General features: G+C 68.0%; 13 protein-coding genes. All 13 read left to right on the top strand.

Going from position 1 to position 15,053, the window contains the following annotated elements; all coding sequences use genetic code 11:
• The first annotated feature begins 192 nt into the window (after positions 1 to 192).
• From BJ988_RS14545 to BJ988_RS14485, 13 genes are read left to right on the top strand one after another with little or no spacing between them, the layout of a single operon-like run.
• Positions 193 to 1,749, top strand: a complete 1,557-nt coding sequence (locus BJ988_RS14545) for an AMP-binding protein (protein WP_246321486.1) — start codon at positions 193 to 195, stop codon at positions 1,747 to 1,749.
• A gap of 27 nt (positions 1,750 to 1,776) precedes the next feature.
• Complete coding sequence (locus BJ988_RS14540; protein ID WP_179658618.1) at positions 1,777 to 3,282, top strand: aldehyde dehydrogenase family protein; 1,506 nt, start codon at positions 1,777 to 1,779, stop codon at positions 3,280 to 3,282.
• 27 nt (positions 3,283 to 3,309) lie between these two features.
• On the top strand, positions 3,310 to 4,032 hold the full coding sequence (ribB, locus tag BJ988_RS14535; protein ID WP_179658617.1) for a 3,4-dihydroxy-2-butanone-4-phosphate synthase: 723 nt from the start codon (positions 3,310 to 3,312) through the stop codon (positions 4,030 to 4,032).
• Positions 4,029 to 4,547: a flavin reductase family protein gene (locus BJ988_RS14530; protein ID WP_179658616.1), complete on the top strand. Its 519-nt coding sequence runs from the start codon at positions 4,029 to 4,031 to the stop codon at positions 4,545 to 4,547. The genes ribB and BJ988_RS14530 overlap by 4 nt, the downstream gene beginning before the upstream one ends.
• Positions 4,547 to 5,410 carry an MlaE family ABC transporter permease gene (locus BJ988_RS14525; RefSeq protein WP_246321485.1) on the top strand — a complete coding sequence of 288 codons (864 nt, stop codon included), beginning with the start codon at positions 4,547 to 4,549 and terminating at the stop codon, positions 5,408 to 5,410. The genes BJ988_RS14530 and BJ988_RS14525 overlap by 1 nt, the downstream gene beginning before the upstream one ends.
• Positions 5,411 to 5,419: 9 nt before the next feature.
• Positions 5,420 to 6,283 (top strand): ABC transporter permease, encoded by an 864-nt coding sequence (locus BJ988_RS14520; RefSeq protein WP_179658615.1) that lies wholly within the window; start codon positions 5,420 to 5,422, stop codon positions 6,281 to 6,283.
• A gap of 39 nt (positions 6,284 to 6,322) precedes the next feature.
• Entirely contained in the window at positions 6,323 to 7,165 is an 843-nt protein-coding gene (locus BJ988_RS14515) for an ABC transporter ATP-binding protein (RefSeq protein WP_179658614.1), read from the top strand.
• 51 nt (positions 7,166 to 7,216) lie between these two features.
• Entirely contained in the window at positions 7,217 to 8,395 is a 1,179-nt protein-coding gene (locus tag BJ988_RS14510) for an MlaD family protein (protein ID WP_246321484.1), read from the top strand.
• On the top strand, positions 8,392 to 9,762 hold the full coding sequence (locus BJ988_RS14505) for an MlaD family protein (protein WP_179658612.1): 1,371 nt from the start codon (positions 8,392 to 8,394) through the stop codon (positions 9,760 to 9,762). The genes BJ988_RS14510 and BJ988_RS14505 overlap by 4 nt, the downstream gene beginning before the upstream one ends.
• Positions 9,759 to 11,060 carry an MlaD family protein gene (locus tag BJ988_RS14500; RefSeq protein WP_179658611.1) on the top strand — a complete coding sequence of 434 codons (1,302 nt, stop codon included), beginning with the start codon at positions 9,759 to 9,761 and terminating at the stop codon, positions 11,058 to 11,060. The genes BJ988_RS14505 and BJ988_RS14500 overlap by 4 nt, the downstream gene beginning before the upstream one ends.
• A complete protein-coding gene (locus BJ988_RS14495) occupies positions 11,060 to 12,508 on the top strand; it encodes an MlaD family protein (RefSeq protein ID WP_179658610.1) in 1,449 nt (482 codons plus the stop codon). The genes BJ988_RS14500 and BJ988_RS14495 overlap by 1 nt, the downstream gene beginning before the upstream one ends.
• The gene (locus BJ988_RS14490; RefSeq protein ID WP_179658609.1) at positions 12,505 to 13,758 is read left to right on the top strand and encodes an MlaD family protein; all 1,254 of its coding nucleotides are present in this window, start codon (positions 12,505 to 12,507) and stop codon (positions 13,756 to 13,758) included. Before BJ988_RS14495 ends, BJ988_RS14490 begins: the two co-directional genes overlap by 4 nt.
• Positions 13,758 to 15,053 carry an MlaD family protein gene (locus BJ988_RS14485; RefSeq protein ID WP_246321483.1) on the top strand — a complete coding sequence of 432 codons (1,296 nt, stop codon included), beginning with the start codon at positions 13,758 to 13,760 and terminating at the stop codon, positions 15,051 to 15,053. The genes BJ988_RS14490 and BJ988_RS14485 overlap by 1 nt, the downstream gene beginning before the upstream one ends.

Below are 15,053 nucleotides of genomic sequence, written 5' to 3'. Positions count from 1 at the left end.
ATTTTTCCGCTCTGTGAAGTGGGTCACCCCATGGGAGGGGCCTGTTCCTCCCCTGAGGTGTCGCCCACGTCACACCGCCAGATCTAGGTTCGGAGGACCGCGGTGGTGGCCGGCAAAGAGCACCTGGTCACCACCGCGCGACCAACACCAGTAGCGACAATGCAGCAGAGAGCAGGGGCCATGTGGGGCACGATGCCAGACGTCCTGGACAGGGCATGCGGGTACTACACGAACTCCGTCGCCGTCGTCGACGGAGACCGGCGGATCACCTACGGCGAGCTGCGCGACTGGTCCAACCAGATCGCCAACGCACTGGTCTCCCTCGGCGTGCGGAAGGGTGAGCGCGTCGGGCTGCTGCTCCCCAACACGTTGGAGTTCATCCCGAGCCAGCACGGCATCTGGAAGGCCGGCGCGGTCCTCGTGCAGATGCCCGGTCGGGCGGCAGCCGCCGTCCACCGCGCCAACCTCGACCAGACCGAGGCCACCACGCTGATCTACCACTCCTCGTTCGACGCCGTGGTCGAGGAGATGCGGGCCGAGCTGCCGAAGCTTGGTCGCTTCATCCGCGTCGGCGGCGACGTCGAATCCTCCGCTGACCACGCGTTCGAGGCCCTGGTCTCCGGCCAGCCGACCGAGCGGCCTGACGTCGCGCTGGACGAGCACGACGAGGCGTACGTGCTCTTCACCTCCGGCAGCACCGGCGAGCCCAAGGGCGTCGTCCAGTCCCACTTCACCTGGTGTCACTACAGCATCACCGCCGGCCTCGAGATCGGTGACATCCAGCAGGGGGAGGTCTTCGCGCACGGCGCCCCGCTGACCCACTTCACCCAGATCTTCGTCCACCCGACGTTCCTGCGGGGAGGCACCAACGTGATGCTGCCGGGGCTCGAGGTCGAGACGCTCCTCTCCGCCGTCGAGCGCGAGAAGGTCACGGCGACCGCGGTCGTTCCGACGATCATCTACATGCTGGTGGACCACCCGAAGCGTGACTCCTACGACCTCTCCTCGCTGCAGACGATGATCTACGCGGGTTCGCCCATCGCCCCCGACCGCCTCAAGGACGCGCTCGAGGTCTTCGGCCCGATCTTCATCCAGACCTACGCCGGCACCGAGCCCGGATACGTGTCCTGCCTGCGCAAGACCGACCACCGGGTCGACACCGACGAGGACGTCAGGCGACTGGCATCCGGCGGCCGTCCGCTGCCGTTCACCCAGGTCACCATCCAGGACGAGGAGGACAACGTCCTCCCGGTCGGCGAGATCGGCGAGATCTGCTCCAAGCAGCTCGGCCAGATGCTCGGGTACGTCGACGCGTCGCGCAACGCCGAGGCGCTCCGTGGCGGCTGGGTGCACACAGGCGACATCGGCCGGCTCGACGACGACGGCTTCCTCTACCTGGTCGACCGCAAGAAGGACATGGTCGTCAGCGGCGGGTTCAACGTCTTCCCGCGCCAGGTCGAGGACGTGCTCCTCGAGGACGCCGACGTCGCACAGGTCGCCGTCGTCGGCATCCCGCACGAAAAGTGGGGCGAGGCGGTGCACGCCTTCGTCGTCGTCAAGGACCGCAGCACCGCCGGCGACGAGCTGGTGGCGCGGCTGAAGGCTCGGGTGAAGGCGGCCCTGGGGCCGGTCTCGGCGCCCAAGACCGTCGACTTCCTCGACGAGCTGCCCGTCAACCCCGCCGGCAAGGTCGACAAGAAGACCCTGCGGGCTCCCTTCTGGCAGGGCCGCGACCGCCAGGTCGGCTGAGACAACCACCACCAACAGGAGTATCCGATGAGCGTTCCGCACTACCCCCTCCAGATCAACGGCGACATCGTCGAGACCGACGAGACCCTCGAGGTGCGCAGCCCCGCGACGGGCGAGCTCGTGGCCACCGTGGCGAAGGGTGGCGCTGCCGAGATCGACGCGGCGGTCGCCGCGGCGAAGGCCGCCGACAAGAGCGGTGTCTGGCGCAACACGCCGCCGGCCGAGCGTGCCGCGATCATCAACACGGTCGCCGCAAGCCTGGCCGGTCGCATCGAGGAGCTGGCCGCCCTGCAGAGCAGAGAGAACGGCGCGACCATCCGCGTCACCGGCGCGCTGCATGTCGGCCTCTCGATCGCCAACATGCAGTCCGTCGCCGCCCAGACCCTCGAGTACGAGTTCGAGAAGGCCGGCCCGGAGATCGGCCCGGTCCCGGCTGAGGGCATCCTCCGCCGCGAGCCGCTCGGCGTCGTCGGCGCGATCGTGCCCTGGAACATCCCGCTGCTGACGATCGTCTGGAAGGTCACCCCAGCGCTGGCCGCCGGCAACACCGTGGTCCTCAAACCGGACGAGCACGCGCCGTTGCTCGCGCTCGAGCTCATGAAGGAGTTCGAGGTCGCAGGCCTGCCGAAGGGCGTCCTCACCGTGGTGGTCGGCGACGGCCACGACGCCGGCGCCCGCCTCAGCCAGCACCCCGACGTCCGCAAGGTCGGCTTCACCGGCTCCACCGAGGTCGGCAAGAGCATCCTCGGCGCCTCCGCCGACAACATGAAGCGGGTCACCCTCGAGCTCGGTGGCAAGGGCCCGAACATCCTGCTCGACGACGCCGACCTCGATGTTGCCATCGACGGCGCCATCTACGCCTGCATGGCGAACAACGGTGAAGCCTGCGAGGCCGGCACCCGACTGCTCGTCCCGAGCGAGCGCAAGGACGAGATCGTCGAGCGGCTGGTCGCCCGGGTGGCCACGATGAAGATCGGCGACCCGCTCGAGCTCGCCACCGACATCGGTCCGCTGATCACCGCCGAGCAGCGTGACCGGGTGCTCGCACACATCGCCAAGGCCCAGACGCAGGGCGCCAAGGTCGCCATCGGCGGGTCCGCCCCGGCTGGCGACGAGTTCGCCAACGGCTACTTCGTCGAGCCGACCATCCTCACCGACGTCACTCCCGAGATGACGGTCGCCTGCGAGGAGGTCTTCGGACCGGTCCTCAGTGTTCTCAGCTACGAGACCGTCGAGGAGGCCGTGGCGATCGCCAACGACACCGAGTACGGCCTGTCCGCGGGTGTCTGGGGCACCGACGAGGCGCGCGTCCTCGACGTTGCCCGCCAGCTGGAGGCCGGCATGGTCTACGTCAACGACTGGCATGTCCTCCACCCGGCGTACCCCTTCGGCGGCTACAAGCAGAGCGGCCTCGGTCGCGAGGGTGGCCCCAACGCCCTGGACCAGTACACGGAGCAGAAGTACATCTCCGTCGACCGCTCGGGCGGCGTCGAGAACAAGGCGTACGGCCTCGTCCTCGGCACCCCCGCCTGACCGCGCAACTCTGACCGAGGAGCAGTCATGCGCCAGCACGTGTCAGCGAGCAGCAAAGACCTCGTCGAGGCGGCTTGCCGTGAGCTGCTTCTCGGTCGGGGGGTCGTCGTCTTCGATGACGAGGACCGCGAGAACGAGGGCGACCTGATCTTCGCCGCCGAGCACATGACGGCGGAGTCGATGGCCTTCGTGATCCGTCACACCAGTGGCCTGGTGTGCGTCGGCATGGCCGGCAGCCGGCTCGATCAGCTCGGCCTGCCGGCCATGGTCGAGGCCGCGAGCGACCCACGCGGGACCGCGTTCACGGTATCCGTGGACCTTGCGAACCCGGCCTCGACGGGCATCTCCGCCCTGGACCGGGCGGCCACCGCGCGCGCCCTTGCCGACTCCCGGTTCGGGGGCGATCTGTTCACCAGGCCGGGACATGTGTTCCCGCTTCGGGCGCGTCCCGGGGGAGTCCTCCAGCGGGCAGGGCACACGGAGGCCGCGGTCGACCTGTGCCGGCTCGCAGACCTGCAGCCGGCCGGAGTCCTCGCCGAGATCACCAACGACGACGGCACCATGGCGCGGATGCCGGACCTGGTGCGCTTCGCGGGCGACCACGGCCTGGTGCTTCTCTCGGTCGCCGACGTCGTGCGGGTTCGCATGTCGACCCTGCACGGCGAGTTCCACGCCGTGACCAACCGCTCAGGATCCCGACTCGACCATGACCTCGGCGCCAACTGCGCGCCGGAACGGAGAGCATCATGACCAGCACCGTGACCCCCCCGACGAACGTCGATCAGAAGTTCCGTGCGGCCATGTCGGCCTTTCCCAGCGGCGTCACCATGATGACGACGGCCGGCCCGGACGGCGAGCCGCGCGGATTCGCGGCGAGCTCGTTCTGCTCCGTCTCGCTCGACCCGCCCTTGGTGCTGGTCTGCCTCGCCAAGACCGCGCAGTGCCACGACGCCTTCATCGACAACGACCAGTGGTCGATCCAGGTCGCGGGTGCTGTCCACGTCGACCTCGTGACCCGGTTCGCGACCAAGGGGGTGGACAAGTTCGCCGGCGGCGAGTTCGTGCCCGACCACCGCGGTGTTCCCGTACTGGTCGATGCAGCCGTGCTCATCGAGTGCGAGGCACACCAGCGGTACGACGGAGGTGACCACACCATCCTCGTCGCCAAGGTGCTCGACATCGATGTGGATGACCGGCCGGCCCTCCTCTACTTCCAGCGTGAGTTCCGGCACCTGGACCACTTTCCGATGCAGGGGGCCTTCTGATGGCCCTCGACACCCAGCCGCCCCCGGCGGCTGAGCAACCACAGCGGCCGCTGACGCCATCGGGCCGGATGATGCACCGAGCCCCGGCGGGCGTGCAACGCATCCTCGTCGACATGGGCGAGGCGGGCAGGCTGCTCGGCTATCTCGTGAAGACCGCGGTCAAGGAGCCCCGGGGCTACTGGACCGCGACCCGCGACGAGATGTTCTACATGCTGCAGTTCTGCTGGCTCCCGGTCACGCTGGCCGTGGGCGGATTCTCGTTCCTGATCGCCAACTACGCCTACGACCTGGTCGGCCTCCTCGGCGCCGGCAACCGGCTCGGGACCTACTTCGTCTTCGCCAGCCTCCGTGAGATCTCGCCCTTCGCGACCGGCATGGCCGTCGCGGGCGTCATGGGCACTGCGATGACGGCCGACCTCGGCGCCCGGAAGATCCGCGAAGAGCTCGACGCCTTCACCGTCCTCGGCATCGACGCCATCCGCACCCTGGTGCTGCCGCGCGTCATCGCGATCACCGTGATGATGGTCGCCTTCAACATCGTCGGCAGCCTCCTCGGCATGAGCATGGCGATGATCTCCGCGACCTGGCTCGGCACCACGTCTCCCGGCGCCTTCCTGGGCAACCTGCTGGGCTCCATGACGGTGCCCGAGCTCGTCGGCACCACGGTCAAGTGCACGCTGATCGGCCTCTTCATCGGCGTGGTCTCCGCGCAGAAGGGGCTCAACGCCAAGGGTGGGGCCGAGGGCGTCGGCCGAGCGGTCAACGAGGCGGTCGTCCTCTCGTTCGCCGCCGTCTGGGTCGTCAACTTCATCGTCAACGCCACCATGCTCGGGCTCAACCCCGAGATGCTGATCAGCAGGTAGGGGAAGAACATGACCACGACGCACGTCACGAACCCCACCACCGATGAGGACGAGGGCCCAGAGCTCAGCGTCAACAGCTCGGGTGGCATGGGTGGCTACAGCGACGGAAGCTCGCTGATCGCCGATCTCGGTGGCATCGCGCTGTTCGGCATCCAGATCGTCAAGTCGATGCCGGACGTCCGGCACTACGGCACGGAGGTGCTGCGCCAGGCCGGGATCATCATCCTCAAGAGCACGTTCATCATCTGGTTCATGATGTGCATGCTCGCCGCGGAGATCGCCTTGGAGGCGCACTACCTGCTCGCCCAGCTCGGCGCTGGCGGCTACACCGCCGTGTTCAGTTCGACCGGCGACTACACCGTCGCTCCGGAGATGTGGGGGTGGATCCTCTCGGCCAAGGTCGCGTGCGGCCTGGTCGCGGAGCTCGGCTCCATGCGGATCAGCGAAGAGATCGACGCCCTCGACGTCATGGGACTCGACTCCCGGGCGTATCTCGTCAACACTCGGGTGCTCGCGATGATCATCGTCACGCCGTTCATGTTCGTCACCGGCACCGGCCTGATGTACATCCTGGGCTACTACATGAACGTCTACCTGTTCCACAGCGTTTCTGGTGGCGGCTATCTGTCGGTGTTCTGGTCGTTCACGACCCAGCAGGACCTCCTGCTCTCACTGCTTCAGGGCACGATCATGGGCCTCCTCATCGTCCTGGTCGGTTGCTACTACGGCTTCAACGCGAGCGGCGGCCCCGTGGGGGTCGGCAAGGCCACCGCAAAGTCGATGGTGATCAACCTCGTCATCGTCAGCGTGCTCGGCGCGGTCTTCCAACAGCTCTTCTTCGGCGCCTTGACACGAGCACCGATCAGCTTCTGACGGCACGTCTGGTTCGGACTCCACCGAAAGGAAACCCGCATGTCCTCTCACACCGCCAGCCTCGACGAGGACCGCTCGTACGAGGAGATCTACTCTCAGGGCGTCATCGTCGACCACGACCCCAACCTGGACCACAGCGTCCGGATCAAGGAGGTCAAGAAGTCGTTCGGCTCCTTCGACGTCCTCACCGGGCTCAACCTGAACTTCGTCGACGACGCGATCACCACGGTTCTGGGTCCCTCGGGCACGGGCAAGAGCGTGCTGCTCAAGCACATCGTCGGCCTGCTCGAGCCTGACTCCGGGGTGGTGGAGGTGCTGGGGCAGGACATGTGGAGCATCAACGCGAAGGAGCGGCAGGAGATCCGCAAGCGGATGGGAATCCTGTTCCAGGACGGCGCGCTCTTCGGCTCCATGAACATCTACGACAACGTCGCGTTCCCGCTGCGCAAGCACACCACCAAGCGCGAGTCGGAGATCCGCAAGATCGTGATGGGTCACCTGGACGAGGTGGGACTCGCCCGGGCAGTCACGAAGTTCCCCGGCGAGGTGTCTGGCGGAATGAAGAAGCGTGCCGGCTTCGCACGCGCCCTGGTCCTCAACCCGAGTGTCGTGATGTTCGACGAGCCCGACTCCGGCCTCGACCCGGTGCGCACCAGCCTGCTCAACGACCTGATCCTCAAGATGCACGCCGAGCACGGTGGAACCTACGTGCTCGTGACCCACGACATCCGGACCGCCCGCAAGGTCAGTGACTACGTGGGCGTGGTCTGGCAAGGAAAGCTCATTCACTACGGCGAGACGGAGGAGGCCTTCAACTCGGACATGCCCTTCGTGCGGCAGTTCCTGTCCGGAGACTCCGTCGGCCCCCTCGGAATGGACTGAACGACGATGCGACGAATGCGATGGCTGGCCCTGGCAGGTGTAGGGGCAGTCTTGGTTGGCGGCCTGGCCACGATGGGTGGGGACGACTACGAGGTCGACCTGGTGATGCCCTCGGCGGCTCAGCTGTCCGAGCGGAGCTCCGTGTGGATCAACGGGCATGACGCCGGGAAGATCACCGCCCTGGACGTCAAGAACGGGAAGGCGATCGTCACGGTGTCCGTCGACGAGGACTTCGCGCCGCTCCATGACGGGAGCACCACTCGGGTCGAGTGGGTCTCGGCGGTGGGCGAGCGAGTCCTGACGATCTATCCCGGACCGACGAAGAATGCCGCGCTCCCGGAAGGAGCTCTCGTCGAGGGCACCTCGCGACAGGTCGAGGTCGACCAGGTGCTGCAGGCGCTCGACGAACCGACCAGGAAGCGCCTCACGACGCTCATCGGTCAGCTTAACGACACCGCGGGCGGTCGAGAGGACGAGACGCGTGACACGATCCGGGGCGCCTCGGCAGCCGTCGGCGCGCTCGGGGAGGTGCTCCAGGCAGTCGGCCAGGACGGCCCCGCCATCCGGGCCCTCGTCACACAGCTCAGCGAGCTCACCGGCGCGGCCGCCTCACGCAAGGACGGCATCGCGAACACGGTGCAGCAGCTCAACGAGATCTCCGAGGCGACCGCGCGCGAGGAGAAGGAGCTCAACGAGACCCTGGGGCGCCTTCCACGAGTCCTCCAGACTGCGCAGGGCACCCTCCGCAAGGTGCCCGGCGCGACCGAGCCGACCGTGGACCTGCTCGAGGACCTGCGTCCCTCCACGCAGCTGCTTCCGAGCGTCAGCGCAAACCTGGCACCGACGCTGGTCGACCTGCGGCCGACGGTGGCCGAGCTGCGCCCGTTGCTCTCGGATGCAGACGAGCTTCTCGCGCAGACCCCAGGGTTGCTCGATACGAGTCACCAGGTCGTGCCCACCCTCAACAACTTCGTGGACGACGTCGGACCTGCGATCGCGTTCCTGCGTCCCTACACCCCAGAAGGCGTCGGTGGCGTCGGCAACTGGGGCCAGGCATTCGCCCCGTACGACGGGGCGGGGCACACATGGGCAGGCCTGCTCGGCCCAGGCACCAACTTGGTCAACGAGAGCCCCGTGCCCTTGCCGACGGCCCGCCAGAACCCCGCCCCGCCGCCGGGGCAGCCCGAGGGCCAGCCCTGGACCGACGCGAATGGGAGTGAGATCAAATGACGAAGAAGACCTTGATCGCCGTGATCACGGCGCTGGGCCTGGTCGCCGTTCTCGGGTTCGTACTGATGGGCCGAGGCGGAAATGATGACCAGGCCGAGCTGGTCGCCGTGTTCGACGATGCCAGTCCGCTTGTGCCGGGCAACGTCGTCAAGGCCTCCGGCGTGGACGTCGGAAAGATCACCGATGTCGAGCTCCGCGACGGGAAGGCTCAGGTCAAGATGCGCATCGACCGCAGCGTCCTGCCGCTCCACGAGGACGCCAAGGCGACCATCACCACCCAGGACCTGCTTGGAGAGCGGTTCATCCGGCTCCACCGAGGCAGCCCGGACGCACCGTTGATGTCGGCGATGACGATCCCCACGAAGAACACGGACCGGGTGGTCGATCTCCAGGATGTGCTCAACGCCGTGGACACGCCGACATCGGTGGCCCTCTCGGCGCTGCTCACCGAAACGGGCGAAGGTCTGCAGGGTCGTGGGAAGCAGGCAGACGAGGCGCTTGCGGCCCTCGCCCCCGCGATGAAGCAGACGAGCGACCTGGCGGAGATCCTCGAGGACCAGAATGACCTGCTGACCCGACTGGTGGACAACACCCAGCCGGTCGCGTCCTCCGTGGCTGCCGACGAAGGCCGTCAGCTGGACCAGCTCGTCGACTCGGCCACCCAGTCCCTCGAGATCGTCGCCTCGGAACGGGCCGCCCTCCAGGCTGCGCTGGCCCGGTTGCCGCAGACCTTGCGCAGCGCCCGAGCGGCCCTCGCCGAGCTCGCCGGCACAGCCGAGCCGACACGTCGCACCCTGAAGTCCCTGCGGCCGATCACCGACGACCTCGATGACGTCAGCGGCGAGCTGCAGAAGTTCGCCGACGCAGCAGACCCGGCACTCGGATCGCTTCCGCCCGTGCTGGAGCGCGCCGACCAGCTGCTTGCCGAGGCAGCACCCGTCGTGTCCGCACTGCGCCCCGCCGGCAAGGACCTCGTCCCGACCTCACGATCGGGAGCCCAGCTCATGGGCACCGCGCTGAGCGGTAAGAGCCTGACCGACCTCATGGAGTTTGCCGAGGGCTGGTCGCTGGCAACGAGCGACTACGACGCGATCAGTCACTACTTCAAGGCGATGGTGCCGCTCTCGCCCAACTCGATCGGTGACACGGCTGCGGGGATCGCGCCGGTCGTCCCCGATGACACCGCGCACGGCCTGCCGGTGCCGACGGCGCCGGAGATCGAGCAGAAACCGCGCGAGGGCGCGGCCGAGGACGATGCGATCGGCGGGCTGCTCGGCGGTGCCGCAACCGATGACGACAGTGCCACCGGCCTCTCCTCGAAACAGGAGAGCAGCCTCGTGGAGCAGTTCCTGGGAGGTCTGCAGTGAGCATCAAGGTGACTCCGGAGTTCCGGACACGTGCCCTCGCCTTCAAGGCCGGACTGATTGTCCTGGTCGTGCTGGCCGGCATCCTGTTCGTGACGTTCAAGGCTCAGACTGGGATGCCATTCGCCAAGACCACCGAGGTCCAGGCACTGGTCTCCAACGTGCACTCGCTTCGTGCCAATGACGCTGTGCGTCAGTTCAGCAAGCGGATCGGCCGGGTGAGCTCGATCGACTACCAGGACGGCGCCGCCCTGGTGACCATGGAACTCGACGGCGACGTCGACGTATACCGCGACGCCCACGTCGAGCTGTGGGACCTGTCCGCGCTGGCCACCAAGTTCGTCGCGCTCGATCCGGGCACGCCCGAGGCGGGAGAGATCGGTGACGAGCCGATCCCGGCCAGCCAGACGGATGACTCCGCAGACGTCTATCAGCTGCTCGATGTGCTCGATCCGAAGACGCGGAGCGCGGCGACCTCGACCCTGCGTGCGCTCGGCGGCGGAGTCGCCGGGCATGCCAAGGACATCCAGCATCTCCTCGCGGCTGCCCCCGATCTCCTGGGCGACCTCGGCGCCGTATCTGCCGCCCTCGCTGCCCCCGAGACAGATCTGGTCGGGCTCCTGGACAACGTGGAAACCGTCTCCGGTCGGCTTCGTGGCCGGGAGTCGGAGATGCGCCAGCTGATGGACCGCAGCCAGGAGACACTCGCCGCCGTGAGCGTCGACTCGGGAGAGCCGCTCCGCCGCACGGTGGACCAGCTGCCGCAGACGCTCGAGCACACCGAGCGTGCGATGAGCAGCCTCCAGACCCCGCTGGCGGACACGGGGCACGCGATGAGGTCCCTGCGTCCCGGAGCCGACGCACTAGGCCGCTCGGAACGCGACCTCCGCGGCTTCCTGCGTGAGTCGGTGCCCGTGGCGAAACAGGTCCCACCGGTCGCGAAGACGGCGATCCCGGCGGTCGAGGACCTCACCCAGACGGTCGCGGATGCGCGCCCGCTGGCCCCGATGGTGCGCCAGGCTTTGGCCGACCTCAAGGTGCCGCTGGGTGTGCTTGCCCCGTACGCCCCCGAGATGGCCACGCTGTTCCTCCGTGGCCGGAGCTTCGTCTCACAAGGACCGCAGCCCGGTGTCCGCTACGCACGGCTCGGACTGACGCCAGGGGTCAACACCGTCACCGGCGGACTGATCGCATCCGGCGACGCCAGCCTGCCGCAGAACATGTACCCGCGCCCGGGCGAGGCGCAGAACGACCGTGCCGAAGGCCTCACGCCTCCCGGCCTGCCCTTGGGAGTGAACTGATGACAACGTCTCGTCCGAAGTTGGTCCTGTCATCGCCGAAGACTGTCGGCGTGATCGTCATGGCGGTGCTCCTGGCCTTCTCGCTGTTCGCCTTCAACCGGGCGAAGGTGCAGACGACGCTCGCCTCGGGGGAGCCGCTCAGCGCGGAGTTCCGGCAGGACTACAAGCTGGTTCCGCATGAGAGTGTGGTCAAGCTCGCCGGCGTCGAGGTCGGCAAGGTGACCGGCGTCGAGCAGGCCGACGGTAATGCCGCGAAGGTCGTCATGAAGCTCGACGACGGCACCCTCGACAAGCTGGGCACGCAGCCGAAGGCCAACATCCGGCCCACGCTGGTGCTCGGCGGCAAGTACTACGTCGAGCTGGTCCAGGGTGGCAAGGACGGAGCTGCCGCGGAAGGCGCCACCATCCCGGCGAAGCGGACCACCGTCCCCGTAGAGCTCGACAAGGTCCTCTCGGCCGTGACTCCGGAGGCCACAGAGTCGGTGCGAGGCACGGTCGGCAGCCTGGAGAAGACCCTCGACCGCGGCGGCCAACGCGAGGTCGGGGAGCTGCTCGACAGCGCTCCTGCCGCCTTGGAACCCACCTCCCAGGTTCTCGGAGCGCTGCGAGGCAACCAGCCCTCAACGGATCTGACGCGTCTGGTCACTGGGCTCAACGCCACCGCGACGGAGTTGACCCGCGAGCGAGGTCAGCTCGTCACGATCATCGACGACCTCTCGGTGACGACAACTGCGCTCGCAGACCACCGCAAGGCGATCTCCGGCACCCTGGACCAGGCGCCTGAGACGCTACGCGTGACCGAGACCGGCCTTGCCGATCTCGACGGGACGCTCGACCGGTTGCGGACCACGGCAGAGGACTTCAGGCCCGCCGCGCGCGAGCTCGAGCCGACCCTCCGCGAGCTGGACGGCGTGCTGGTCACGGCTCGGCCGGTGATCGCGGACGCGCGCGTCGTGGCCCACGACGCTCGCCCCCTCGTCGAGGACCTGCGGCCCGGAGTCAGTCGCGCCACCTCCGTCCTCGAAGACATCGAGGGACCGGTGGTCGAGCGTCTCGACGGGCCGCTGAAGAAGGCCGTCCTGTCTCCATGGCACGGGACCGGCGTCTACGAGGGGGGTGGCAACGACCACCCGCTCTACAAGGAGGTCGGCTACCTCCTCTCCGACACCGCCGACGTGTTCAAGTACCACGACAAGAACGGTGCTCACGGTCGCCTGATGGCCGGCGTCGGACTGAGCACTCCTGGCGGCATCATCGGCCACTCGATCGAGCAGTATCTCGAGCTGCTGGGGTACCAGCTCCCCGCCGGCCCGCAGGAGGGCGCCAACCAGGGAGAGCCGGCGCCTCCGCTCGGTTCCTCGCCGTCACACAGCGACGGTGCCTTGGGGTCAGCGCCCGAAGGCCCGTCCGAACTGACCCTTCCACTGGTTCCCAGGAGTGAGCGATGAACGAGCAAGGCAGGCTGGCCGCGTACTGGGAGCGGATCAAGACCGTTCCCGGCCTCGGCCGAGACGTGACGGCCCTGGCTGTCCTGATGGTGCTGGGCGTGGTGGCAGCCGCGATCATCAAGTCGTATCTGGGCGGCACCACGCCGTGGAGCGACAGCACGCTCGTCAAGGCCGAGTTCGCCGAGGTCCCTGGGCTGAACCCGAGCGCTCAGACCTCCGTCACCATGGCGGGCGTGCGGGTCGGCAAGGTGACCACAGCGAAGGCCAGCGACGACGGATCTGCCGTGGTCACGATGAAGCTGGAGGGCGAGTACGACGTCTACCGTGACGCCCGTGCTGTGCTGCGGCCCAACAACCCGCTCAACGAGATGCAGGTCGAGATCAACCCGGGTTCGCCCTCGGCCGGCAGGCTCCAGGACGGCGAGGCCATCCCGGTCAGCCAGACCGCGCGTCCGGTGCAGGCCGACGAGATCCTCGAGCACCTCGACGAGCGGTCACAGCTGGCGCTGACCGATCTGCTGGTGGAATCCGATGTGGCGCTGGCCCGGGCGCCCCAGAACCTGCCGCAGGGCCTCGGCGCCACCAACGACACCCTTCAGGCCGTGCAGCCGGTCGCCGAGGCGCTGCGGACCCGCCGCGAGAAGATCGCGGCGTTGGTCAGCGCGCTCTCGGACATCTCCGCGGCGGTCGGCCGCAACGATGAGCGGATCGGACGCCTCGCCGACGCGACGCAGGCGACGCTCGCGGTGCTCGCTGACAGCGATCAAGCCCTGCGGGCAAGCCTCAAGGAGTTGCCTGGCCTCACAGGCGACCTCCGCGCGGCGTTGAACAGCACCCAGGCTCTGACGGAGGAGCTCGACCCGACGCTCGACAACCTGCGCAGCGCTTCGGACACGCTTCCGGGCTCGCTGAAGCGCTTCCGATCGACGGTGGGGAACCTCGGCAAGACGCTCGACGCCGCCAAGCCGGTGCTCGAGAAGGCACGTCCGGTCGTGGCCGATCTTCGGCCGCTGGTGGCAGACGTGACCACGTCGCTGGACGACATCGAGAAGATCACCTCGCCGCTGCGTCACGACACCCGCACAGTGATGAGCTACCTGACCGCGCTGAAGGCATTCGTCTACAACACCTCCTCGGTCTTCGGCGCAGGCGATGCCAACGGCGGCCTCATCCGTGGCCACCTGATCGTGCCGCTGCCGGGTGCCGGCGTACTGCCCAATTCACCTGACCAGGGAAGAGGAGAAGGATGATGAAGACCCTCCTGCTTCAGCGCACGGGCCGCATGGTGACGCTCGCGGTGTTCTTCGGTGTCTGCGCGATCATCATGTTCATCCTGTACAGCGGTACGGGCGCCAAGCGACCGGTCATCGACAGTGAGGAGTACACCGCCACGGTCGTGATCCCCGACGTCGACAACCTCGTCCAGGCCTCACAGGTGCAGGTCGCCGGTGTGAAGGTCGGCCAGGTGCGTTCGGTGGAGGTGAGCGACAAGGGGGCCGAGGTCGTCTTCGCGCTCGACGACGAGTACGCCCCCTTGCACGAGGGAGCCGAGCTCCGGGTCGCCGAACGCTCGCTCGTGGGCGAGTCCTACCTCGCCCTGACCCCCGGCAAGGGCACCGAGATCCCGTCCGGCGCCGAGCTCCCCGCCGGCATGGTGAGGCCCAGCGTGCAGCTGCGTGACGTCCTCGCCAGCCTGGACGAGGAATCGCGCGGCGACATGAGGGAGCTGCTCCGCTCGCTGGGCGCTGGAACGTCCGGCGCGGAGGGTGACCTCGACACGCTGATGACCGGACTGGGCGATCTCGGCCGTGAGGGCCACACCGCTCTGGACGCGATCGCTGCCCAGTCCGAGGACCTCGACAAGCTCGCGCGGCAGACCTCGCAGGTGTTGCAGGCACTCGACACCGGCGAGGGCCAGATCGCCGACCTCGTCGACAACGCCAACCAGGTCACGGGTGCGACTGCGGGTCAGCGCGGGGCGATCGAGGCCACCCTCCGCGAGGCGCCGGAGACGCTGGCTGCCACGCAGACCGCGAGCGACTCGCTCGTGAGCCTGTCGGTCGCGCTCGGTCCGGTCGCGAAGGACCTGCGTGCCGCAGGACCAGGCCTCACCACAGCACTGGGCGAGCTCCCCGCCACCACCAAGGACCTGCGCGGGATGCTGGAACCCCTTTCGGGCGTCCTCGACCAGGCGCCCGCGACGCTCGACCGGGTGCCCACGTTCTCCAACGACGTCCGGGCGACCATCCCGACCGCACAGGCGACGCTGGCGGACGTCAACCCGATGCTCTCCTACATCAAGCCCTACGGACCGGAGTTGGCCGCGTACTTCGCCAACTTCAACGCGGTGCTCAACTATCGCGACGAGAACGGTTCCTACTACCTGCGGCTGACCCCGCTGGTGAACACCCACTCGCCGCAGCTGCCGCTCTCGACCAACAACCTGCTGGGCAACTACACCAACGCCTACCCGGCGCCGGGTTCCGGCGCGAGGCCCGGGCCCTTCAAGGGTGATTACCCGCGCGTCGAGAGGCAGGTTCGGTAA

Origin of the sequence: Nocardioides panzhihuensis (assembly GCF_013408335.1) — a bacterium.
GTDB lineage: Bacteria > Actinomycetota > Actinomycetes > Propionibacteriales > Nocardioidaceae > Nocardioides > Nocardioides panzhihuensis.
Note: the sequence above shows the minus strand (reverse complement) of the source record. Positions and strands in the feature narration are given on the sequence as shown.